This is a genomic window from Brenneria sp. g21c3 (assembly GCF_040240345.1).
Lineage (GTDB): Bacteria > Pseudomonadota > Gammaproteobacteria > Enterobacterales > Enterobacteriaceae > Brenneria.
Genome location: NZ_JBEIAB010000005.1, coordinates 56,554 through 79,947 on the forward strand (window position 1 = coordinate 56,554; position 23,394 = coordinate 79,947).

The 23,394-nt window shown below is 55.3% G+C and carries 20 protein-coding genes and 1 pseudogene; 12 read left to right on the plus strand and 9 right to left on the minus strand.

Annotated elements, in window-relative coordinates; all coding sequences use genetic code 11:
* Window positions 1-188 precede the first annotated feature (188 nt).
* Both ABRZ28_RS09615 and ABRZ28_RS09620 read right to left on the minus strand, forming a co-directional pair.
* A complete protein-coding gene (locus ABRZ28_RS09615) occupies window positions 189-431 on the minus strand; it encodes a SymE family type I addiction module toxin (RefSeq protein WP_330520140.1) in 243 nt (80 codons plus the stop codon).
* A gap of 79 nt (window positions 432-510) precedes the next feature.
* On the minus strand, window positions 511-870 hold the full coding sequence (locus tag ABRZ28_RS09620; RefSeq protein ID WP_330520141.1) for a helix-turn-helix domain-containing protein: 360 nt from the start codon (window positions 868-870) through the stop codon (window positions 511-513).
* 310 nt (window positions 871-1,180) lie between these two features.
* Between ABRZ28_RS09620 and ABRZ28_RS09625 the strand changes: the two genes are divergently transcribed.
* The 4 genes and pseudogenes from ABRZ28_RS09625 to ABRZ28_RS09640 all read left to right on the plus strand — a co-directional run bounded on the left by ABRZ28_RS09625 (window position 1,181) and on the right by ABRZ28_RS09640 (window position 5,236).
* Window positions 1,181-1,354: a hypothetical protein gene (locus tag ABRZ28_RS09625; RefSeq protein WP_330520142.1), complete on the plus strand. Its 174-nt coding sequence runs from the start codon at window positions 1,181-1,183 to the stop codon at window positions 1,352-1,354.
* Window positions 1,332-3,914: pseudogene (locus tag ABRZ28_RS09630) on the plus strand (hemagglutinin repeat-containing protein); the annotation flags it as partial. The gene ABRZ28_RS09625 and the pseudogene ABRZ28_RS09630, both read left to right, overlap by 23 nt.
* Before the next feature lie 268 nt (window positions 3,915-4,182).
* Window positions 4,183-5,031 (plus strand): hypothetical protein, encoded by an 849-nt coding sequence (locus tag ABRZ28_RS09635; protein ID WP_330520143.1) that lies wholly within the window; start codon window positions 4,183-4,185, stop codon window positions 5,029-5,031.
* Window positions 5,018-5,236: a hypothetical protein gene (locus ABRZ28_RS09640; protein ID WP_319606687.1), complete on the plus strand. Its 219-nt coding sequence runs from the start codon at window positions 5,018-5,020 to the stop codon at window positions 5,234-5,236. The genes ABRZ28_RS09635 and ABRZ28_RS09640 overlap by 14 nt, the downstream gene beginning before the upstream one ends.
* Before the next feature lie 55 nt (window positions 5,237-5,291).
* Here the strand turns inward: ABRZ28_RS09640 and ABRZ28_RS09645 are convergent, their stop codons facing one another.
* Entirely contained in the window at window positions 5,292-5,372 is an 81-nt protein-coding gene (locus ABRZ28_RS09645; RefSeq protein WP_349824362.1) for a SymE family type I addiction module toxin, read from the minus strand.
* A gap of 502 nt (window positions 5,373-5,874) precedes the next feature.
* On the opposite strand from ABRZ28_RS09645, the gene ABRZ28_RS09650 reads away from it, so the two are divergent.
* A complete protein-coding gene (locus ABRZ28_RS09650; RefSeq protein WP_319604012.1) occupies window positions 5,875-6,687 on the plus strand; it encodes a hypothetical protein in 813 nt (270 codons plus the stop codon).
* Window positions 6,688-6,764: 77 nt separating this feature from the next.
* Here ABRZ28_RS09650 and mgtA read toward each other — a convergent pair whose 3' ends face one another.
* Window positions 6,765-9,476, minus strand: coding sequence for a magnesium-translocating P-type ATPase (gene mgtA, locus ABRZ28_RS09655; RefSeq protein ID WP_330520144.1), 2,712 nt, complete (start codon window positions 9,474-9,476; stop codon window positions 6,765-6,767).
* 91 nt (window positions 9,477-9,567) lie between these two features.
* Here mgtA and ABRZ28_RS09660 point away from each other — a divergent pair, with 91 nt between their 5' ends.
* From ABRZ28_RS09660 to ABRZ28_RS09685, 6 genes are all read left to right on the plus strand, one after another.
* Window positions 9,568-9,795, plus strand: a complete 228-nt coding sequence (locus ABRZ28_RS09660) for a hypothetical protein (RefSeq protein WP_330520145.1) — start codon at window positions 9,568-9,570, stop codon at window positions 9,793-9,795.
* A gap of 455 nt (window positions 9,796-10,250) precedes the next feature.
* Window positions 10,251-11,852, plus strand: coding sequence for a nickel ABC transporter substrate-binding protein (gene nikA / locus ABRZ28_RS09665; RefSeq protein WP_330520146.1), 1,602 nt, complete (start codon window positions 10,251-10,253; stop codon window positions 11,850-11,852).
* A 121-nt stretch (window positions 11,853-11,973) separates the two neighbouring features.
* Window positions 11,974-12,906, plus strand: coding sequence for a nickel/cobalt ABC transporter permease (gene opp1B, locus ABRZ28_RS09670; RefSeq protein ID WP_319604016.1), 933 nt, complete (start codon window positions 11,974-11,976; stop codon window positions 12,904-12,906).
* Between the two features lies 1 nt (window position 12,907).
* On the plus strand, window positions 12,908-13,735 hold the full coding sequence (opp1C, locus tag ABRZ28_RS09675; RefSeq protein WP_330520147.1) for a nickel/cobalt ABC transporter permease: 828 nt from the start codon (window positions 12,908-12,910) through the stop codon (window positions 13,733-13,735).
* A complete protein-coding gene (locus ABRZ28_RS09680; protein ID WP_319604018.1) occupies window positions 13,735-14,595 on the plus strand; it encodes an ABC transporter ATP-binding protein in 861 nt (286 codons plus the stop codon). Before opp1C ends, ABRZ28_RS09680 begins: the two co-directional genes overlap by 1 nt.
* Window positions 14,579-15,355 (plus strand): ABC transporter ATP-binding protein, encoded by a 777-nt coding sequence (locus ABRZ28_RS09685; RefSeq protein WP_319604019.1) that lies wholly within the window; start codon window positions 14,579-14,581, stop codon window positions 15,353-15,355. Before ABRZ28_RS09680 ends, ABRZ28_RS09685 begins: the two co-directional genes overlap by 17 nt.
* A gap of 76 nt (window positions 15,356-15,431) precedes the next feature.
* Here the strand turns inward: ABRZ28_RS09685 and ABRZ28_RS09690 are convergent, their stop codons facing one another.
* The 5 genes from ABRZ28_RS09690 to ABRZ28_RS09710 form a co-directional block, all read right to left on the minus strand.
* Window positions 15,432-17,108 carry a dipeptide ABC transporter ATP-binding protein gene (locus tag ABRZ28_RS09690; RefSeq protein WP_330520148.1) on the minus strand — a complete coding sequence of 559 codons (1,677 nt, stop codon included), beginning with the start codon at window positions 17,106-17,108 and terminating at the stop codon, window positions 15,432-15,434.
* Window positions 17,108-17,968 carry an ABC transporter permease gene (locus ABRZ28_RS09695; RefSeq protein WP_330520149.1) on the minus strand — a complete coding sequence of 287 codons (861 nt, stop codon included), beginning with the start codon at window positions 17,966-17,968 and terminating at the stop codon, window positions 17,108-17,110. The genes ABRZ28_RS09690 and ABRZ28_RS09695 overlap by 1 nt, the downstream gene beginning before the upstream one ends.
* Complete coding sequence (locus ABRZ28_RS09700) at window positions 17,958-18,920, minus strand: ABC transporter permease (protein WP_319604022.1); 963 nt, start codon at window positions 18,918-18,920, stop codon at window positions 17,958-17,960. Before ABRZ28_RS09700 ends, ABRZ28_RS09695 begins: the two co-directional genes overlap by 11 nt.
* The gene (locus ABRZ28_RS09705) at window positions 18,901-20,529 is read right to left on the minus strand and encodes an ABC transporter substrate-binding protein (protein ID WP_319604023.1); all 1,629 of its coding nucleotides are present in this window, start codon (window positions 20,527-20,529) and stop codon (window positions 18,901-18,903) included. The genes ABRZ28_RS09700 and ABRZ28_RS09705 overlap by 20 nt, the downstream gene beginning before the upstream one ends.
* 223 nt (window positions 20,530-20,752) lie before the next feature.
* Complete coding sequence (locus ABRZ28_RS09710; RefSeq protein WP_319604024.1) at window positions 20,753-21,295, minus strand: YagU family protein; 543 nt, start codon at window positions 21,293-21,295, stop codon at window positions 20,753-20,755.
* Between the two features lie 1,035 nt (window positions 21,296-22,330).
* Here ABRZ28_RS09710 and curA point away from each other — a divergent pair.
* Window positions 22,331-23,368, plus strand: a complete 1,038-nt coding sequence (gene curA, locus ABRZ28_RS09715; RefSeq protein ID WP_330520150.1) for an NADPH-dependent curcumin/dihydrocurcumin reductase — start codon at window positions 22,331-22,333, stop codon at window positions 23,366-23,368.
* Window positions 23,369-23,394: the final 26 nt, after the last annotated feature.

The window sequence follows — 23,394 nt, forward strand, 5'->3', positions numbered from 1 at the left end:
TTTTTCATTCAGTTGGATGGACGTTTTTTCATCCTTTTTTGAATCAGGATATATTGGAGGCCTTATTTTAGGTGTCGGAATATGGATAAAGGTCTCGCTAGAAGAACGTAAGGCCCGAAAAGACTCAGCTAAATAACCCTATAACGTAATCCCGGCCCCTAAAAAGGCCGGGATTTTTGTTTTACCGGTCAGAACCTTAGCTCAGTCTCAATCACCAGCCGCCCGCGCTCAACGGTGACGATAACAGGTTGTCCGGTATTAAAGCCGAGGTCTTCCAGCCACTTGCCGCTGAGTTTAAGCTGCGGGCTGGGCGGTTTTTTACCGCCGTTGGGGGCGTAACCGACGGTGTAATGCCGCTCGCAATGTTCTTTTTTAGCCGTGTCAGCGGCTTGGGTTACGGGTGTTCCTGGCTTATGATGTGCGTCAGCCATACTCAACTCCTGCTTAGTTGGTTGTGGTGAGCAGTAACAGCGGGGGGCAACCCGTTGTTACTGCGTTAATAATCCATTTTTACTGGTCTTCTTTTGTCGCATTCCTTGCTGAGTCCCAGCGTCGGGACTGATACTTGATAATCAGACTCTCCAATACTTCTCTGACAATAAACTGTTCATTCTCTGGTAGTTGGCTTACAGCCTCAAACTGCAAGAAGAGTGAATCATTCGGTCCACGTTCATGTTCATCAAACAGCAAGTAGTCGGTACTGACATGCAATGTGGTGGCAATCTTCTTAAGCGCATCCAGCGAAGGCATGGCCTGCCCGTTTTCGTACTTCTTCCAACTGTTAACGTGGATACCGATAGCATCGGCTATAGCTTGTTGAGAAAGACCAAGCTTTTTACGTAATGCGTCTAATCGAACGGGTAATGGCATAGTCAGCAGATATCAGTGAGATGTTGTACGTGTGATACTACTCGCCATCATATTATCTCGTCAAAACGGTATTTAATTAAAATACACTATGATGTATTTAAATAAAACTTAAATATGTTCTTTTTTGGGGCCCAATCTGGGGAGGTGTAATACTGAGAGCACCTTTGCATAATTACTATAAGGATTGGTCTATAGAGGCGACGTTTATTACATCTGACATTAGCCGGGGTTACAGGAATGGCTAATGTCAGCGGCTGAAGGTGCGGTTATGATGTAGGGATTAAGAGAGCGGCTGGTTGCCGGACGGGATGTGAACCTGAATACCGTCTCGACCGCCAGCAGCGACGGGTTGATCTGGGACGCGGAGAACACGCTGAAGCAAAGCCGGCGCGATAGCGTGGGCAGCGAAGTGGTCGCCAGCGGCGACGTCATACTGGCGGCGGGCAACAGCCGTAGGGGGTCAAGGCGGCGATCCTGCGAATAATAATACGGTGGGCGTCAGCCTTTCTTACGGCAGCCAGTCCTCGAAATCGACGCAGCGCAGCGAGCAGAGCACGGCGCAGGGCAGCAGCCTGGCGGCGGGCAACGATCTGAGCATCGCCGCGCAAGGCCGGGACGGCGATCTGACGGTACAAGGCAGCCAGCTCAAGGCGGGGAACAACGTGCAGCTTGCCGCGAAACGGGACATCAATCTGCTTTCGGCGGAAAACACCCAGCAGTTGGAGGGCAAAAACGAAAGCCGCGGCGGCAGCGTCGGGGTAGGGATCGGCGTGGGTTCCGGCGGCTGGGGCATCAGCGTTTCCGCCAGCGTCAACAAGGGCAAAGGCAGCGAGAGCGGCAACGGCGTCACCCATACGGAAACCACGGTGGATGCGGGACGTCAGGTGACGATGCTGAGCGGACGCGACACCACGCTCACCGGCGCGCAGGTGAGCGGCGAAACGGTGAAAGCGCAGGTGGGGCGCAACCTGACGATGACCTCGGAGCAGGACAGCGACCGCTACGACGCGAAGCAGCGTAACGCCAGCGCCGGCGGCAGCTTCACGTTTGGCTCGATGAGCGGCTCGGCGAACGTCAACCTGAGCCGGGAGAAAATGCACAGCAACTACGACTCGGTGGTTGAACAAACGGGCATCTTCGCCGGCAAGGGCGGCTTTGATGTAACGGTGGGCGAACATACCCAGCTCAACGGCGCGGTCATCGGTTCGACCGCGACGGCGGATAAAAACCGGCTCGACACGGGAACGCTGGGATTCAGCGATATAGAAAACCGGGCGGACTATGAGGTGGAGAGTCAGAGCGTGGGGATGAGCACCGGCGGCAGCATTGGCGGGCAGTTCGCGGGCAATATGGCGAATGGCCTGCTGGTGGGGGAAAACGGGGAAGGGCATGATAGCAGCACCACCCGCTCGGCGGTCTCGGAAGGGACGATAACGATCCGTAACCCGGGCAGCCAGACGCAGGACGTGGCAGACCTGAGCCGCGATGTGGCGCAGGCGAACCAGACGCTCTCGCCGATATTCGACAAAGAGAAAGAGCAGCAGCGGTTGCAGGAAGCGCTGCTGATAGGCGAAATCGGCACTCAGGCGGCGGATATCGCGCGCACGGAGGGGCAAATCCGGGCGATAAACGCGGCGAAAGAGAAACACCCGAATTATAGCGCCGAGCAACTGCGAGAAACGGCTATCTACAAAGCCGAGATGCGGAAATATGGCACGGGGAGTGAGGTTCAGCGTGCGATACAGGCGGCGACGGCGGCAGTACAGGGGCTTGCCGGGGGAGACATGCAGGCGGCAATCGCCGGTGGCGCAGCGCCTTATATTGCCAATGTCATCGCCCAGACAGTCCCTGAGACGAATATGACGGGCCGGGTGCTGGCGCATGCGACAGTGAACGCAACGCTGGCGGCGATGCAGGGCAAGGACGGCGCGACAGCGGCGGCAGGCGCGGCGACGGGCGAGTTGATGGGAATGATAGCGACCGAGGCGTATGGTAAAACGGTCGGCGAACTGAGCGAGGAAGAGAAGCAGACAATATCGGCGCTGGCGACGCTGGCCTCAGGACTGGCGGGCGGACTGGCGGGAGACAGCACGGCATCCGCCCTTGCCGGCGCCCAGTCAGGGAAGACGACGGTTGAGAATAATTACCTGAGCTTTGATGAGGCTCGCGCTTTTGATAAAGAAATGACAGCTTGCAAGGCTTCCGGTGACGACTGTGATGCGGTAATTCGTAAATACGACTCGTTAAATAAGGAAAACCGTGAAGAGTTGCAACAGGCGCTGGCGACAGATCCTCTGGTTGTTCTGAGTGGTGAAACTAAATGGAATGTTGAAGGCGGGTTGTCTGCTGCTAACAGGCCTGATTGGCTATACGGTTCGTTGGATAACCGGGATGTAAGGGATTATGTTGCATCCAATAACAATTATGACCTTAATTATATTAATAGTCATACTACTAACGGTGATCGTGCTTTGGCGTTTATTGGTGAGCCAGAAAATTTCTGGGGATTGGTCGCGGGGGGGAGATCGTTATTTTCATCGTCAACAACGATGAGTGATAAATTAGTTGGTGGAGCTTTAAGTTATGGTGCGAATGGTCTAGTACAAATCTCTAGTGGAAATACCGGAGATAAATTTGATTTAGTTAGCTTTGGGTTTTCTGGGCTAACCGGTGCGGCAACCACCGGTAAATCTTATTATTCAAACCAACTTATTGGTGCGGGTAGTGCTTATGCGACTAGCCAAATTACAGGACAAGATAGTCAAGCCGCTGTGATGGGTAGCATGATAGGTACTGGAGTAGGTTATGGTATCGGCTCTGCCATTACCAATAAATTAGAAACTCAGTACATTAAAAATTACTTTGGAATGGAGGCCAGTAAGAACGCTTTAAAATATACTGAGAATTCCTTTGGCCCTGGTTATTTGTTTAAAGGTGGGGCAATGAGTCCAATTCCAGGTATGTCTGGTGGTGGTGTCGGTTCTTTAATGTCAGAAGCTGCTAGTAGTGCTGCTCAAAAGGAAGTTCAAGGAGGTGATAAGTGAAACACCCTCTTTTATTCCTTTTGTTTTTAATCATCACTTATGCTGTTGTGTGTGCTGTTGGTGTAGTAATTACGATATGGATCGTTCTATCACATCCAATAACTTTTCAACAGGTTATACACTATAGCAAGATCGGTGTATTTGGTGGTGGATGGATAGGTGCGGGAATATGGTTTTCATATTATCTAAAATGTAGAAAAAATCTTAAGTAATTGTTGTTGAGAATAACTATCTGAGCACAACAGAATCCCGGCAGCTTGATAAAGAGTTGTCCGAATGTAAAGCCTCTGGCGATGACTGTAGACCGGTTATTGAGAAGTATCTTGAGATCAGCAATAAAAACAGTAGGGAACTGGTTGAAGCCTGTACTGGCGGCGGCGTTGCCTGCGTCACCTGGGAAGAGTTGATTCAGGCAAGCACCAATGTGGCGAATGATGCTCATCCATCGCAGTACCGGCTGGATGAAAAGCTGAAAGATCCGGATGCGGCGGCACTGGTGAATTATCTGAACGGTGCGGATCTTAAATTCCTGAAAGACAATATCACCACCGGAGATCGTGTCATGGCCGTTGTCAGCGATCCGACGTCATGGCCAGTTATTGTGATGGGTGGAAAAGCGATAGTGACAAATTCAGTGACGAAAGGAAAAGAGCAGTTGATCGCGGTGGGCGTCTCTACGGCTGCGAGCGCCGGTATTCAATATGGAACCACCCGGGAAGTAAAACTCTCTGATTTAATTGGTTCCGGTATTATCAGTGCGATTACGGCAGGTAAAGGTTATAACCCAACAGTAGCCTGGAATGCGGCAGGTTGTTATTACTCAGCGGAAATAAGTGGTGATGATCCGTTTATGGCGGCGTTACTGAGTAAGGCGGGGGCTTCTGCTGGTTATGCGGCGGGTAATATTCTCAAGATACCGTTTGATAAGAAGTTCAATCCAATATCAAAACAGTATGAATGGGTGTCGACAGGTGTTTGGACGATAACTAAACCAGCACCTCAAAGTTCTGTTCCTTCTATTGTTGGTAATATAGGCGATTCTGCTGCTTCAGGTTTTTTTAATAGTGGGGTTGACAATTACCTAAAGATTAACGGTGAAAGCAATGAAAAGAAATGAGCCGTTATGGCTAATGATTTATCTTCCCTGCACAATCGCTATTTTTTTATTTTTTATTAGCTTGTTTTTCCAAGTTATCGGTTATTGGATTAGTGGGGGGGAGGATATTATTGGATTGATTAAAGATAACATTTACCTTTATCTGAAAATGGCAGGTCTTGGGTTTATACTGGGTTTTGTTCTTTGGTTCTTTAATATTCGCTAATCAATATCTTTGTCAAAAAAAATCCCGGCCTTGCGCCGGGATCATCTTTTCCCCGTCAGACCCTAATCTCCGCCTCAATCACCAACTTCCCGCGTTCCACGGTGACAATAACCGGCTGTCCGGTGTTAAAACCCAGTTATCCTAGCCACTTGCCGCTGAGCTGAAGCTGCGGGCTGGGCGTTTTTTTCCTCCGTCGGAGGGTAATGCCGTTCGCAATGTTTTTTAACTACTTCGGCCTATTTAGGCGACGTTTATTACATCTGACATTAGCCGAGGTTACAGGAATGACTAATGTCAGCGGCTGAAGGTGCGGTTATGATGTAGGGATTAGGAGAGTGGCTGGTCGCCGGACGGGATTTGAACCTGAATACCATCTCAAGCGCCGGCAGAGTGCAAGGATGCTGAAGTTGTGTTCAGGCGTCTTGTCGCTACAGACAAGCCGTGTCCTTATCATGGGTTGCGATACTAAGACGACTAATGTCAGCGGCAGTGACTGCTGCTATGATGTCGCGGTTGCAGGCAGGGAAGTCACGGCGGGGCGGTAGCGTATCAGTGCGCTGGGGCCGTACGAAGGGCAACGTTTTGCGCTGTAACTCTAATTGCTTAATATATAAAATATCTTGTGATAAGGAATATAAATGGACTGGCAGCAAGTTATTATCTCTGGCGTTGTTGGCGTTATCGCTGTAGGCCTTATTAGCGTTATGAGACGAAAACAATGGATTGGCAGAATATCAGGTATCGCTATATTTATTGGGATAATCGCAGCGTGGAATTTTTTGGGAGTAAATTATTTATTCTCTGGTAAAACTTTTTCTGAAGAATTAAGACAGGCTGAAACGGCCATGAGTCAACTTCCTGTCTATCGTACAATAAAGGAGTCCGACCCGGTTTTTTATGATAAATTGCAAGTGAAAATGGTTAAATTAAAGCGTGAAGGGAAAAGCGAACAACAACTGATCGATATTATACAGACGGATATATCATCATTTTTGATATCGCGTTTGTATTACGCGCCTGATGATAAGGTTGTGGCTCAGATGAGGAATACGCTCAAACAGATAGAAAAATTCCAGGCGTATGGGGCCGATTCCTGTTTCAAATTTCTTTTCCCGGCGGTAAGCGGCGGCGTTAACCCGGCTAAAATATTGCCCTTGGAGATTATGCAGCAGCGTATGCAGGCTGATAATGATTTAATCGCGGCTTCTTATATTACTCCCAGAGCAGTAGATAAAACGCAGGAAATAGAGGCGGCCAAACAGGCGATACAACCAATTTTACAACAGATGCAATTAAAATATGGCGATGATCTACAGATGGTCGTGAGACCGGAGGCTGCGAATGTCGACCGTAAAAGGGCTTGCGACATCATGCAAGACTTCTATCAGTCGATTTTATCTTTACCTCAAGCGCAGTCGGCGGCGGTGCTGAGAATGGTGCTTTCCAGCTAATTAAAAATCCCGGTCAAAATCGCCGGGATTTTTACGTTATGCACCGGCGGACAGAATGATGCCCGCCGTTAATGTGGTTAGAACCATTGGCCGAAACGGCGGATATAGGCGCGTTTCACCAGTTGCGCGACGGTGCAGTAGCCAATCAGCGTGGCCGCCAACCACGGGAAATATTGCCACGGCAATGGCTGTAGCCCGACCAGCGCCCCCAGCGGCGAGAAGGGGATATAGATTCCCAACGCCATGATCAGGCCGGTCATCAGCATCACCGGCAGGGCGGCGGTGCTTTGGATGAAGGGAATTTTCCGGGTGCGCAGCATGTGTACCACCAGCGTTTGCGACAGTAACCCTTCGATAAACCAGCCGGACTGGAACAGCGCCTGATGTTCCACGCTATTGGCCGCGAACACGAACCACATCAGCGCATAGGTGGTGATATCGAAAATAGACGACGTCGGCCCGATCCATAACATAAAGCGGCCGATGTTTTTGGCGTCCCACTTGCGTGGTTTACGCAAAAACTCTTTGTCCATTTTGTCCCACGGTAGCGATAGCTGCGAGATGTCGTACATCAGGTTTTGAATCAGCAGATGGATCGCCAGCATCGGCAGGAATGGAATAAACGCGCTGGCGACCAACACCGAGAACACGTTGCCGAAATTAGAGCTGGCGGTCATGTTCAGATATTTGATGATATTGCCGAACGTTTCACGTCCTTTAATTACCCCTTCCTCCAGCACCATCAGGCTCTTTTCCAGCAAGATGATGTCCGCCGATTCTTTAGCGATATCGGTGCCGGTATCCACCGAAATACCGATATCGGCGTCACGCAGCGCCGGCGCATCGTTGATGCCGTCGCCGAGAAAGCCCACTGTGTGACCGTTGCCCTGCAAGGCTTTCAGCACGCGGGATTTTTGCAACGGCGTCAGGCGGGAAAAGACCGTACGTTGCTCCGCCAGCGCGGATAGCTGTTGGTCGCTCAGCGTTTCAATCTCCGCGCCCGTCAGCGGTTCTCCGGGTTCCAGACCGACATCACGGCAAATTTTACTGGTGATAATCGGGTTGTCTCCGGTCAGCACTTTAACGGTCACGCCGTTCTCATGCAGCGCGCGGATCGCGGAAGCGGCGCTTTCCTTCGGCGGATCGAGGAAGGTCAACAGGCCGTGGATCACCAGGTCGCGTTCATCGGCGGCGCTCAGCGGTAGTCCGTCGCCAGCGGCGCCGAACTCGCGCACGCCAATCATCAGAACGCGGAAGCCCTGTCGGTTGTAGTGCTCCGCCAGCATCTGTAATGCCGTGCGACGGGGTTCATCGAGCGCTAACTGCCGTCCGTTTTCAGCGACATGCGTGGCAATAGCCAGCATCTCTTCCACCGCGCCTTTACAGATCAGGCGCTGATGGTTGTTTTCGTCCGCCACGACGATAGACAGGCGACGGCGGATAAAATCAAAGGGTAATTCATCGATCTTACGATAGCGTCCGAGCGCGACGATTTCCGGTTTATCGCGGCCGAAATGGATAATGGCTTTATCCATCAGGTTCTTCATGCCGCTTTGGTGCGAGCTATTTAGCCAGGCAAGCTGCAATACTTCTTCATCGTTACGGCCATGAATATCAAGATGATGTTCAAGAATGATGCGATCCTGCGTCAAGGTGCCGGTTTTATCGGTACAGAGCACATCCATCGCGCCGAAGTTCTGGATGGCGTTCAGGCGTTTGACCACCACTTTGCGCCGCGCCATGGCGATGGCGCCTTTTGCCAGATTGGATGAAACGATCATCGGCAGCATTTCCGGCGTTAATCCTACCGCCACGGCCAGCGCGAACAGACTGGCTTCCATCCAGTCGCCTTTGGTAAAGCCGTTAATCAACAGTACCACCGGCACCATCACCAACATAAAGCGGATCAGCAGCCAGCTTACGCTGTTGACCCCGCGGTCGAATGCGGTCTGGGAACGGGTGACGACGATGGATTTCGCCAATGAACCAAAATAGGTCTGGTCGCCGGTCGCCACCACCACGGCGGTTGCGGTGCCGCTGGAAACATTGGTTCCCATCAGGCAAATGCCGGACTGCGACAGCAAATCATGCTCGCCGCCGGTGTCAGGTTGGCTGGATTTGGCCTGGATATTGCTGAGAACATCATATTTTTCAATCGGCAACGACTCTCCGGTCAATACCGCCTGACTGACGAACAGGTCGCGCGATGCGATCAGGCGAACGTCCGCCGGGATCATATCGCCGGCGGAAAGGAACAGAATATCGCCCGGCACCAGTTGCTGGAGCGGAATTTCCCGGCGTACCGGCGATGCGTTTTCCGTTGTCCGACGCAGCACGGTTGCAGTGGTGCGCACCATTGATTTCAGGGCTTCCGCCGCCTTATTGGTGCGAAACTCCTGCCAGAAGCGCAGCAGCCCGCTCAGGCTGACCATCGCCAGGATGATGATGATGCCCGTCAGTTCCGTCTCTTCTCCCTGCTGCTTTGGCAGCCAGTAATCGGTCACAAAGCTGATGGCGGCCAGCGCAATCAGAACGTAAATAAACGGGTTATTGAATGCCGATAACAATTGCACCAGCGCATGCGGCGCTTTTTCATGCGCCACCCGGTTTTCGCCGTAGGTCTGACGGCGGTCGGCGACGTCGTCGTCGTCAGTCAGGCCGTGAAGATGGGTATTCAAGTTGGCCAGCGTTTGATCCAGGCTATTTTGCGCCTCGCGGGCGATGGCGAAGACGGCCGCGGTTTTGGACGGCTGGCGGCGGTTTTCCGTCTGATTGATCATTTCAGTCATTTGATCATCTCTTTCATGCTGATTATTTGTATTGCTTATCCGCCGCGCGCGGGCGCGCATCCCGGATAACGGGACGTAAGGCGGATCGAGAATGATGGGGCGTAACGGACGGAAGAGAGGCGAACAGAAAGCGGGTGAAAAAGGCTGTTTCCTTTATCCCGGCCGACGCGGTTTACCGGATAATCTGGGGTGCTCGTCCATGTTGTCTCCTTATCACCGCCTGGGTGAGCATGTGTTTAATGACTGGCGGGTAAAGCCGGTATTTTTGGCGACGCCAAACATCGGACGCTATGTAGGCGACCGTGGTCACGCTACGTGAGCGTCGTTCATTCAGGGGATGCAACAGTCCGCGAAAAGGAGTGGTGCTGCCCGCCGTTTACTGGCAAGCAACAAATCAGAAGAGATGCGTTGGCTTGCCCGTTATTGGGTTCGAAAACCAGGGTTGTCCAAAAGGGTTCTCCGCTAAAAAATTGGCCGAACTATATCCATGTGAAATTATTTTGTAAAGCAGGTTTTCTAAACCAACCTTCAACATACCTCAAGGGCATGAATGCGCGCTTGACCGACGCCGAGGGGACGGGAGGATGTCGCCGCGCAAACCCACGGCCGGGGCGGTGTTAAATCAGCGCCGCGCGTAATTTCCGTTCAATTTCCCTGAGCTAAATCATAGTTTTTTAAATGATAATCAGTATCATCCTTTCTGTCCTGTTGTGGACGGTTTTATATCACTTTCATTCCGCGTTTCGGCGCTTATTTGGTAAATGGATTATTACTATGCCTGAATTTAAATCTGCTACGCATGCTGGAAAACGTAAATCCTCTCGGCTCATTACCTCCCTGTTATTCTGCCTCGCCCCGCTGTTTGCCGGCCCGGCCGCCGCTCAAGAACCGCAATCGCTGACTTTTGCTAATTTCCGCGATACCCGCGATCTCAACCCGCATATCTACTCCGGCGAGATCTGGGCGCAGAACATGTTGTATGAATCATTGGTTAAAGTGACGCCGGAGGGCATCGCCCCCTGGCTGGCCGAAAAATGGGAAACCTCGGCGGATGGCAAGGTGTACACCTTTACGCTGCGTTCAAATGTGAAGTTCAGCGACGGCGTGGCGTTCAACGCGCAAACCGCGAAGCAGAATATCGATGCGGTGCTGGCTAACCGGGAACGCCACGGCTGGCTGGAGATGGTGCGTATTATCGAAAAAGTCGAAGCGTTGGATGAACGCCGGCTGCGTTTTACGCTGAAAGAGCCCTATTATCCTTTCCTGACCGAACTGGCGGTTACCCGTCCGATGCGCTTTATTTCGCCTGCGGCGATGAAAGAAGGGGGAACGAAGCAAGGCGTTAACGCATATATCGGCACCGGCCCTTATGTTATGAGCGAACATAAAACCGATGAATATGCGGTATTTACGCTCAATCCCCATTATTGGGGGGAAAAGCCGAAGCTGGAAAAAGTGGTGATGAAAGTTATTCCCGATACGCAAACCCGGTTACTCGCCTTGCAAAAGGGGGAGATCGAGTTGATTTACGGTAAAAACATGATTGATGCCGATGCGTTCGCCCAACTGAGTAAAGATAAAAAATTCACCACCAAACTCTCTGCGCCGGTTTCAACCCGCATGTTGTTGATTAATACGACAGCGGAAAACCTGAAAGATGTGCGCGTGCGTCAGGCGTTGCAGCATGCGGTGAATAAGACGGATATCGCGGAAGGGATTTTTAACGGCAGCGAGATCCCCGCGGATACGTTGCTGGCGAAAAATGTGCCGTACAGCAATATCGATCTGAAACCCTATGACTACGATCTGGAACAGGCTAAAAAACTGCTGGATGCGGCGGGCTGGCAACAGAAAAGCGGGCAAACCTGGCGGCAGAAAGACGGCAAGCCGTTGTCTATCGGGATTTATTACGACAGTAATACCGCCTCGCAGAAGGTGATCGCCGAATATCTGCAAAATGAATTCGCCGAACTGGGCATTGAGCTCAAACTGCATGGCGAAGAAGAACAGGCCTACCGCGACCGTCTGAAAGCCGGGCAATTCGATATCGTGTTTAATATCTCCTGGGGAACGCCCTACGATCCGCAATCATTCCTTTCCGGCATGAAATTGCCGGTTTACGGCGATTATGCGGCGCAACAGGGTTTGGCGCAGAAAAAGCAGATTGACGACAGTATCAAACATGCGCTGATCACCACCGATGAGAAAGAGCGGCAGGAATTATATCGCTATGTGCTGACCACGCTGCATGAGGAGGCCGTCTATATTCCGCTGACCTATGAACGTAACCGGGCGGTTTTTGTGAACAGCCTGAAAGGCGTGGATTTCAATCCGTCGCAATTTGAGATCCCGTTTGATCGCATGTATCGCGATTAACCGATGTGACGAACCGGATATATCCGTCGTCGGCCGCCCGTGCGAGAGGGTTTAACACGCCGGGAAAAGATGACGGATGTATTCGGTGGTGTCCTCCGCCTGCAAAGCTATAGGTTGCCGTGTGAAAAAATATCTCTACCGTCGTCTGTTGCTGACGTTGCCGATTTTGCTAGGGATCTCATTCCTGTCATTTTTTCTGTTGAATCTGGTACCCGCCGATCCGGCGGAAGTCGCCTTACGGGTGAATGAAATAATCCCGACGCCGGAGGCGATCGCCCAGATGCGTCAGCAACTGGGATTGGATCGCCCTTTTCTGATCCGTTATCTCTATTGGCTGTATGATGCGCTGCGGCTGGATTTCGGCTATTCCTACATCAATAATCGCCTGGTGCTGGATGAAATCGCCCGTTGTTTACCGGCGACGCTGGCGCTTGCCGCGTTGTCTCTGGTGATTATCCTGTGCGTCAGCGTGCCGCTGGGCGTGCTGAGCGCGGTCTATAAAGACAGCGTTTTTGACCGTCTGGTCCGCACGCTGGTGTTCCTCGGCACGGCGATGCCCAGCTACTGGCTCGGGCTATTGCTGATCTGGTGGTTAGCGCTGTCGTGGGACTTGCTGCCAACCAGCGGCAGCGGCACGTTTTCACACATCATTCTGCCCGCGGTTACGCTGTCCATGGTTTACGTCGCCGTCTATATCCGCCTGATCCGCAATAATATGCTGGAAAATATGCAGCAGTATTATGTGTATTATGCACGGGCGCGCGGGCTGGCTGAAAAAAGCATTATTCTGCGTCATGTGCTGAAAAACTCGCTGCACAGCAGCATCACCGCGCTGGGAATGAGTATCCCGCAACTGCTGGCCGGAACGGTGATCATCGAAAATATTTTCGCCTGGCCGGGGGTTGGGCGTCTCTGCATCTCGGCGATTTTCAGCCGTGATTACCCGGTCATTCAGGCTTATATTCTGATGATGGGCGTGCTGTTTGTGATCTGCAATCTGTTGGTCGATATCATTCAGCGTTGGATGGATCCGGCTCTACGGCAAGAGGGATAATATGCTTTTTTCGCACAGGCTGCTGCGTGATAAAGTCGCGCTGCTCTGTTTACTGGTGATCGTCGCGGTGGCGCTGATCGGCATTTTCGCGCCCTGGCTGGCGCCCAACGATCCGAATAAAATCAATATCGCGCGCAAATATGCCGACTTCAGCGCGCGTTTTCCCCTGGGCTCCGACCATCTGGGGCGCTGCGTGCTGTCCCGACTGATGTTCGGCGTACAGACCACGCTCTTTCTGGCGCTGTTGACGATGGCGATCACCATCGTCATCGGCTGCGTCTTCGGCTTCTTATCCGGCTATTTTCGCGGGCGGCTGGATGAGGTCATGATGCGCTGCTGCGATATCATGCTGTCGTTTCCCAGCCAGGTGATGATCCTGGCGATCGTCGGAGTGCTGGGCGTCGGCATGTTTAACGTGATCCTGGCCAATATCCTGGTGAAGTGGGCCTGGTATACCCGCATGATCCGTGGGATCGTTATCAAACACAGTCAGAAAAACTATATTCTGTTTTCACGCGCCAGCGGAACGCCGCTGTGGTTTATCCTGCGCCGCCATCTCTTGCCGAATTCGCTGGCGGAGATTGTGGTGCTGGCCACGCTGGATACCGGCTGGGTGATCCTGAGTATCTCCGCGCTGTCGTTTCTCGGGTTGGGCGTGCAGGCGCCCACCGCGGAGTGGGGCGCGATGTTGAGCGAGGCGCAGAAAGTGATGATGATCCATCCGACGCAAATGCTGGCGCCGGGGCTGGCGATTCTGATTGTGGTGGCGGCATTTAATCTGTTGGGCGACTGTCTGCGCGATGCGCTGGACCCGCGGGAGTCTCATTGATGAGCGATCTATTACGGGTAGAGAATTTACAGGTTGAGCTGGTCTCCGGGCGGCGTCGCCTGCTGCATGACATTTCTTTTTCGCTGCCTCGCCATGCCTGTCTCGGCATCGTCGGCGAAAGCGGCAGCGGCAAAAGCCTCACCTGTCGCGCGCTCGTGGGACTGCTGGGCGGACAGTTTATCCCGTCGGGTCAGGCCTGGTTGCATGACATGAATTTATTGGCGCAGGAGCCGGAGGCGATGCGTCGCCTGCGGGGTAAAACCATCGGCATGATCCTGCAACACCCGATGAGCGCCTTCGATCCCTTGCAGACGCTCGGCAGCCAGATGGTGGAAACCTTTCGCGCGCATCTGGCGTTGAACAAGGGCGATGCCCGCGGGCTGGCGCTGGACATGATGCAACGGGTGCGGCTGCGCGATGTCACGCGACTATTTGATAAATACCCCTGCCAGATCAGCGGCGGGATGCTGCAACGGATCATGATCGCCATTGCGCTGGCGCTGGAGCCGCAACTGCTGATTGCCGATGAACCGACAACGGCGCTCGATTCGGTGACGCAGTACGAGATCATGCAGGAGTTCCGCGCGATCCGCGAACGTTTGGGCACCACCATGATTTTTATCTCGCATGATTTCGGCGTGGTGAATCATATCGCCGATCGGGTGCTGGTGATGCAGCAGGGGCGTGCGGTGGAGCAGGGCGACGCGCAGCAGGTGCTGCGTCATCCCCATCACCCGCATACCCGCTATCTGGTGGCGTCGCGTCAGGCCCTGCAACAGCGTTATCACGCTCTGGTCAATCCGCCGCGGCGCGACCGGGATGCGGCATATCAGGAGGCGGAGCATGAGCGACTTGGTTGAAGTGAACGACATTCATCACGGCTATCGTTCGCAGGATGACGGCGTCTGGATGCCTGTATTGCACGGCGTGTCGTTCAGCGTGCAGGCCGGCGAGTGCCTGGGCGTTATCGGCGAAAGCGGCAGCGGTAAAAGCACCCTGGGGCGTATTGTTCTGGGGTTGGAGGCGCCGAAGCGCGGTCAGGTTCGGCTAGCCGGTCAGCCGTTGTATGCGTCGTCGCGCTTCTGGCAAGCGCGGCGTAAAACACAAACGCGCGTCAGCGCGGTTTTTCAGGATTACACCTCGTCGTCCAACCCGTTTATGAACGTACTGAGCATCGTATCTGAACCGCTGCTGGTGCAAGGCGGCATCCCGCGCCAGGAGATACGGCGGCAGGTGATTGCATTGCTGGAGCAGGTCGGGCTGACGGAAGAGATCTGCGAGCGTTTCCCGCATCAACTCAGCGGCGGGCAGATGCAGCGCGTCTGTATCGCCCGCGCCATTGCCGGCAAGCCGGATTTCATGGTGCTGGACGAGGCGGTCAGCGCGCTGGATATGACCGTTCAAGTGCAGATCCTTGATTTACTGGCCGATTTACGCCGGCGACTGGGGCTAACCTATCTGTTTATCAGCCACGATCTGACGGCGATTAGCTATTTATGTCAACGGGTCGTATTCCTTCAGCAAGGGCGCATTATCGAGCGGGTCGATGACATTACGCGACTGGGGCAGGTACGGCACCCTTATGCGCGCAATCTGTTGCAGGCCGTGCTGGCGTTTTAGTCACAAGGGCGGGGCCGAACGCCGCACGCGCATTCAGTAAGTCTCGAATGTTGAGCGTGCGGCGCGGTTTTGCGGATTAATTCACCGTCGACAGCAGCAGCCGCGTATAGGGATGCCGCGGCTGGTTGAAGATCTGCTCCACGTCGCCGGTTTCCACGATTTCGCCGTCTTTCATCACCGCAATCCGATGGCTCATATGCTGCACCACGCCGAGATCGTGGGAGATAAACAGCATGGTGAGCCGCAGCTGACGCTGTAGCGCCACCAGCAAATCCAGCACCTGCGCCTGAGTGGTGACGTCCAGCGCGGAAACCGGCTCGTCGCAGATCAGCAAATCCGGTTCCGAGGCCAGCGCCTGAGCGATCGACACCCGCTGCCGCTGACCGCCGGAGAGCGCGGTCGGGCGGCGCGTCAGCAGGTCCGGCGTCAGCCCGACCAGCGTCAGCAGCGTCAGGATGCGCCGTTGCCGATCCGCCTGGCTGAGATCGCGGCGTAAACGCAGCGGCTGCTGGAGGATCTGCGCCACGGTGAATTGCGGATCGAACGAACCGAGCGGATCCTGGGTGATGGTCTGAATACGGGCGCGCAGCGGGCGGCGTTCACGCTCCGGCAACGCGCTCCAGGGATTATCCGCCAGCCATACCTCGCCGCTATCCGGTTTCCGCAAAGCCAGAATGACTTTCCCCAGGGTGGTTTTACCCGAACCGGACTCGCCGACGATGCCCAGCGTTTCACCCCGTCGCACCTCCAGCGATACCTGATTGACGGCATGCATTCGGCTGCCGTCAGGGCGGGTAAAGGAGACCGATACCCGCTCCGCCTTCAACGCCACCTCCGAAACCGTTTCGTCGTGCGCGCTGAGCGACGACAAGACCCCGGCGGGCAGATCGCGCAGCGGATTCTCGCCCGCCAGCCAGTTGCCGCGCGTGGCCGCGGTGGGGATCGCCGCGAGCAAGCGGCGGGTATAAGGATGCTGCGGCGCGGAAAGCACCTGGCGGGCGGAACCGGACTCCACCAGTTCGCCTTTCTGCATGACGATCACCCGGTCCGCCACCTGCGAGACCACCGCCAGATCGTGGGTGATCAGCAGCACGCCGTGACCGGCCTGCGCCAGCGCGGTAAACACCGTCAGCACCTGCTTTTGCACCGTGGCGTCCAGCGCGGTAGTGGGTTCGTCGGCAATCAATAGCTGCGGACCGCCCGCCAGCGCGGAAGCGATAAGCGCCCGCTGGCGTAAGCCGCCGGAGAGTTCATGCGGATACTGGGCGGCGCGGTTGACCGGGTCGGGAATGCCCGCCTGCTCCAGCAGCGCCGCCACCCGCCCGGCGACCGCCGAGCGCGGCGCCAGCCGATGAGTGAGGATCGGCTCCGCCACTTCCTGACCGATCCTGCGCAGCGGATCGAGCGAGACCAGCGCATCCTGCAAGATAAAGCCGATCTCGCGGCCGCGAATGCCTCGCCAGTCGCGATCGGTCAGGTAGCGCAGGTCGCAGCGACTGCCGTCATGACGCAGCAGATCGAGGGCGTCGGCGTGTACGTCGGCATGTTCGCCCGCCAGTCCGACCAGCGCGCGCGCGGTAACCGATTTGCCGGAACCCGATTCGCCGACCAGCGCCAGAATTTCACCGGGATTCACCTGAAAACCAAGGTTTTTCACCGACTCCACCGGGCCGTGCGGAGAGGGAAAGCTAACGTGCAGACTCTCCACCCGCAGCAGCGGTTGAGCGGGATGTTGCTTTGTTTGGGAAGTCATTATGCGCCGCCTTTTGCCACGATGGATTGTAACCGGCGTCCCAGCAGGGTGATGGCGATGACGGACAGGGCGATCATGCTGGCCGGCAGCAGGCTGACCCAGGGCGCGCTGTCCAGAAAGTTGCGGCCGTCGGACAGCAGCGCTCCCCACTCCGCGGTGGGCGGCGTCACGCCCAGCCCCAGGAAACTCAGCGCGGAGGCCGCCAGCACCGCCTGACCGATGCCGATGGTCGCCAGGATCAGCAGCGGACGCACGGTATTGGGAACGATGTGGCGCAGAATGATGTACAGCGGCGATTCTCCCAGCGCCACGGCGTGTTCGACGTAGCCGGATAGCTTGACCTGCAATACCTGCGAGCGCACCAGCCGGGCGTAGCCCGCGATGCCGGCCAGCCCGACGGCCAGCAGCGTATTCTCCGGACCGCGTCCCAGCACGGCGATGGCCAGCAGCGCCAGCAGCAGGTCGGGAAAGGCGAGCAGGATGTCCAGCAGGCGTACCAGCAACTGACGCAGCGCCCGCGGCGCCAGCGCCGCCGCCGTCCCCAGCAGGATGCCGCCCGTGCAGGCGAGCAGGGTGGCGCCGACGCCGATGGTCAGCGACAGCGAGGTGCCGTGGACCACGCGGGCGAATACGTCGCGGCCAAGCTGATCGGTGCCGAACCAGTGGTGCGTGCTCGGCTGCTGCAACACCGCAGCGAAATCCATGTCGTTCGGGGTGTAGCGGGTAAACAGCGTCGGAAAGAACACCGCCAGCACCAGCAGCGCGACGATCAGCGCCGGCAGCAGCGTACCCGCCGCCAACCAGGGATTACGGTAAACCGGCGCCGGCCTGCGCGGCAGCAGCACGGGATCACTGCTCATGGGGCAACTCCTTTTTCCTCAGACGCGGATCGATCAGCAGGTATAGCGCGTCGATCAGTAGATTGATCGCCACGAACAGAAAGGCGGAGAACATCACCAGCCCCAGCACCAGCGGCATGTCGCGGTTTTCGATGGCGAGCAGGGTGATCTGGCCGATGCCGGCGCGCCCGAATACCGTCTCCGTCAGGATCGAACCGCCCAGCACGCCGGCCAGCAGCGTGCCGGTCAGCGTGGAGATCGCCAGCGCGCCGTGGCGCAAGGCGTGACGCAGGCGCAGCGCGGTCTCGCCGACGCCGCGCGTACGCACCGTAAGCGCGAAAGGCTGCGACAGCGCCTCTTCCAGGCCGTCCCGCAGCACCTGGCTGAACACCGCCATTAGCGGCAGGCTCAGGGTGATCACCGGCAGCACCAGCGCGGCGATGCCGTCGTTGCCGGTAATCGGGAACCACTGGAGCTTGAAGCTGAACAGGGTAAGCAGCAGGATGCCGATCCAGTACACCGGGGTGCTGAGCAGAATCAGCTCCAGTCCGGAGAGCAGGCGGCGCAGGCGATGCTGCCGCCCGGCGGTGGCCAGCGCGTTGACGATCGCCAGAGTCAGGGCCAGAAACAGCGCGCTGAGCGCCAGCGGCACGGTTTCCTTCAGTGCGGTGGCGATCACCGTCACCACCGGCTGACGAAACTGGTAGCTGTCGCCCAGATCGCCGCTCAGCGCCTGTCCGCAGTAGCGCAGGTATTGCATCCACAGCGGCTGGTCGAGGCCGAATTGCTGCACCAGCTCGGCGCGGAACGCCTCGTCCACCACGGCGTCGCCGCCGCCGATAATAATCGACACCGGATCGCCCGGAATCAGCTTGACGGCGATGAACGACAGCGTCGCCGCGCCCCACAGCACGGCGACGATGGTGAACAGGCGTTGGCCGGCGGCGCGTAGGTTAACGGCTAATCCAGGCATCGTAGAAGTTCGGTTTGGCGTTGGTGGCCCAGCTGACGCCGTGTACCTTCTTCGACAGCCCCAACTGGAACGCCGGGACGTACAGCGGCACCACGTAAGCCTGTTCGATCACTTCACGCTGCACTTCATGGTACAGGCGCTTGCGTTCCTCGTCGCCGGCGCCTACCGCGCGGATCAGTTTGTCGTCCAGCGTGTTTACGCGGGCGTGGTTGTTGCCCTGCGGCGGGATGTAGGCGGAGTGGAACACGGTGCGCAGAATGTCCGGCTCGGGGCGCACGAAGTAGTTGGAGGCGATGTCATAGTCGCTGGAGGCGGTGCGGCTGGAGAAGATGCCGGAATCCACCGGATCGAGCTGGAGATCGAACCCGGTCTGTTTGACCTGGAACTGCACCGCCTGAAACAGGGCCACATCGGCCGATTCCAGATTGTTGGCGACGTAAATGAAGCGCGCGGTCAGGCGTTTGCCGTCTTTGGTGCGGTAGCCCTGAGCGTCCTTCGTCGACCAGCCCGCCTCATCCAGCAGACGATTAGCCTTGTTCGGATCGAATCCCCAGGTGGAAGCGACGGCTGGATCATAGTACAGCGTGGAGGGGCCGAGAACGTTGTTCGCCGCTTTCAGCGTGCCGAAGAAGGTGGCCTTGACCGCTGCCGGGCCGTCCACCGAGCTTTGGAACGCCTGGCGCACCTTGACGTCCTGGAAGGGGCCCTGCGCAATGTTGAGGTAGAGCACGCGGTTGACGCCGGGGTTTTCGTAGGTGGCCACCTGCAATTTGCCGTTTTTCAGCACCTGCGCGTGGTTGACCGGCGGAATGGCGTCGATGGCATGCACCTGTCCGCTGTTCAGCGCGCCCAGCCGCACGGCGGCTTCCGGCAGGAACTTGAACTCGATGCCGTCCAGATAAGCCGGCCCCTGATGAGCGGCGTAGCCCGGCCCCCAATTATAATCGGCGCGTTTGCTCAGCTTACTGCCGCTGCCTTTCACGAATGAGTCGAGAATAAACGGACCGGAGCCCACCACGGTGTTGCTGGTGTTGGGGGTGTTCTTCAGATAAGTCGGCGACTGAATGCCCAGGTAGGGCAGGCTCAGCCCCTGCAACAGCGGCGCGAACGCTTCCTTGTAGCGCAGGACCAGCGTGTAGTCGTCCGGGGTTTCGATGGCCTCGACCGGCCCCAGCAACGATTTGGAGTACGGGGAGATGGTCTTCGGATCCAGAATGCGGTCAAAGTTGAATTTCACCGCCGCCGCGTCCAGCTTGGTGCCGTCGCTGAAAGTCACATCCTTGCGCAAATGGAAAGTGTAAACCTTGCGATCGTCGCTGATTTCCCAGCGCTCCGCCAACCAGGGGGTAAAACTGTTGTCCTCGGCCTGGCCGACCAGCGAGTCGAGAACGTTGCGCGTGACCAGCGCGGCGACGCCATAGGCGGTGGTATGGGGATCGATGGTTGGCGTATCGCTGCCCAGCCCGACATTGAGTATGCCGCCCTGAACCGGTTTTTCGCTATTGTCGGCGCTCCATGCGCTGGGGGTGAAGGCAAAAAGCAGGGATAAGGCGCCTGCGGTGAGAAGTTTAGCCGAGGGATATCGCGTTGCTGATGATTTTTTTTCCATTCCCTGATTCCTTGAGGTTTACATTAGCCCATCTTATGTTGCTGTAAATGTAGGGAGGTCGGGTCAAGGTGTAAAAGCACAAAAAATACTTTTTAATGACAAAAAAGTATATAACGGCAATGTTCATGCCGGCGGGAAGCGAGTCGAAACGGTGAGTCAGACAGGCGAATAAAAAACGGCCGCCTTTAGAGTAAGGCGGCCGTTATGTTACGCGTTAGCGGAATCAGCGTGTGGCTTCAGCCGCGGGGACTTCAGGATCCGGCGCATGCGTGATGCGGTTACGCAGATCGCGGCGGACGATTTCCACCAGCCAGAAGCAGAACATATGACCGAACAGTTCAGAGAAGTGTTCGGCAAACGGTTGATCCCACGGCGCCGGAACGGTGCCGAACAGCGGCAGCAGGAAAACGTGGAATACAATGTGGAGCACCAGACCGTAAAAAGCGCCCTGCCAGAGTTTAATTTTGGGATTAAACTCGGCGATGATGCAATAGAGCACGGCAAAAGTAATAGAAAAACCAAAGTGCATGATAAAGCTCATGATTGGTCTCGCATTACCGTTGAACAAATAGGTAATATGAGACATTTCAAAAGACATACCAAGCTGTTGTAATAATTCCTGCGGCGGATTGGTCAGATCGCGAGCCGGCGTTCTGGGTGGAAACGGGATCTCCCAGCCAAATTTAGCAAGGGCGCAAACGAGGCCCGCAATTATCCCGATCAGTATTGCCATCAGGATTTTTTCCTTTGTGGTGCGTAACTGCATATTATTCTCTCCTAAATAACCTGGTGTAACAGGTTTAATTCCGTACGAGTGCTATTCGGAATTAAGTCCGATTCATACATCATACTGATGAACTAATATACCCGTCATCTTTCAAGTCGCTGGTGCGTTGGCTGGGTTACTCGGCCCTTCGGGGCCAGCGCAAGCGCTGTTCAAAACGCCATGCGTTTTGTCCTGCAACTCGACATCTATTGGGTATAGAGCAATATCCGAAGTGAACAAGCGTTGATCCTCATCTGCCGCTCGCCTTCAAATGCGGTGATGCCGTCTTGCCGCAGCTCGAATATTCCAGGTATATATACCTGCTGGGATAACATCTTATTCAGTCGGGATATTACACCTATCGGCAATTATTATCGATTTTATATTCACGCCATCAAAGGGAGGGATTGGCTAATAATTGCGCCATTGAGTAAGATGGAAATAAATTAATATTTCTAAATGTATATTTATGTAAATAAGTTTTTCATTTCGCGGAGAGATAAGCCTATTTTATTAATATTATAACTATTTAAAATAATAGCTCTGCTATGTAAACCAAATAAGTCTATGCGAAATTTCTTATTGATTTCTTGCTGTTTATAGAAAACACCAATATATCGACATTGTTTCAGGATACGCGGTATCTTAATAGCTTATTCGAAAAGACGATAAAATAACCGTGCTGCGGTTCGCATAATTAGCAGCCTGATGAAAATCGCCCGCCGTTATTAACCACCCCATGTACTTTTTCAGCCGTCAAAGCCGAGCTCATCATAAACCGCCCCCTGACGCCGACAGGGTGGGGTGATACGGTGATTGGCATTGACGCTAATGACATTTGCCTGATTCTTATCGCTGTTCCTCCGCGGCAGAAGGCCGGTATCGGATGAACGTCTTTGGCGGCGCATAGTCTATGATTATGGTCTTTATGTCTGGTTGCTGATGCCGGATGCCTTTCTCTTTTAATCAAGGACAAAGGCGGCGGCGATCCCGGCCCACAACCTAGCCATTCGCTTATTACACAGGAGAGTCGTCATGCCGCAAACAGTTCAGAATAATCGCCGGATTGTGTTGGCTTCACGTCCGCACGGCGCGCCCACGCAGGAGAATTTCCGCATCGAGCGGCATCCGATCCCTGAGGTAAAAGCGGGGGAGGTTCTTCTGCGCACGGTTTACCTTTCGCTCGACCCTTATATGCGCGGACGCATGAGCGATGCGCCCTCCTATGCCAAACCGGTCGAACTGGGGGATGTCATGGTCGGGTCCACCATTAGTCGGGTTGTGGCTTCGCAACATCCCGATTACCGTGTGGGAGACTGGGTGTTGGCCTACAGCGGCTGGCAGGATTATGCGATTTCCGACGGCCGCGGGTTAACCAATCTGGGCGCTTCTCCGCAACATCCTTCTTATGCGCTGGGCGTGCTCGGCATGCCGGGATTCACCGCCTACATGGGGCTGATGGATATTGGACAACCCAAAGCAGGGGAAACGCTGGTGGTGGCGGCGGCGACCGGCCCGGTGGGGGCGACGGTCGGACAGATCGGTAAGCTAAAAGGGTGTCATGTGGTGGGGATCGCCGGCGGGGCGGAGAAGTGCCGCTATGCGGTTGAGGAACTGGGATTTGATGCCTGTCTCGATCACCGCGCGGCTGATTTCGCCGATCGGCTCAAAGCGGCCTGCCCGGACGGCATCGATATCTACTACGAAAACGTCGGCGGCAAGGTGTTTGACGCGGTGCTGCCGTTGCTCAATACCTCTGCCCGCGTTCCGCTATGCGGACTGGTCGCCAGCTACAACGCCACCGCGCTGCCTGATGGGCCGGATCGCCTGCCGTTGCTGATGGGAACCATTCTGAAAAAACGCATTCGCATACAGGGGTTCATCATTTTTGACGACTACGGTCATCGTTTCGATGAATTCTGGCAAGCGGTCTCTCCGTGGGTGGCGGAAGGCAAAATCAAATACCGCGAAGATGTGGTGGATGGACTGGAGAATACCGTGGAGGCGTTTGCCGGGCTGTTGCAGGGGAAAAATTTCGGCAAGCTGGTGGTGCGCGTCGGCGCGGACGAATAATCTCCCGCTATTACGACATCCCCGCC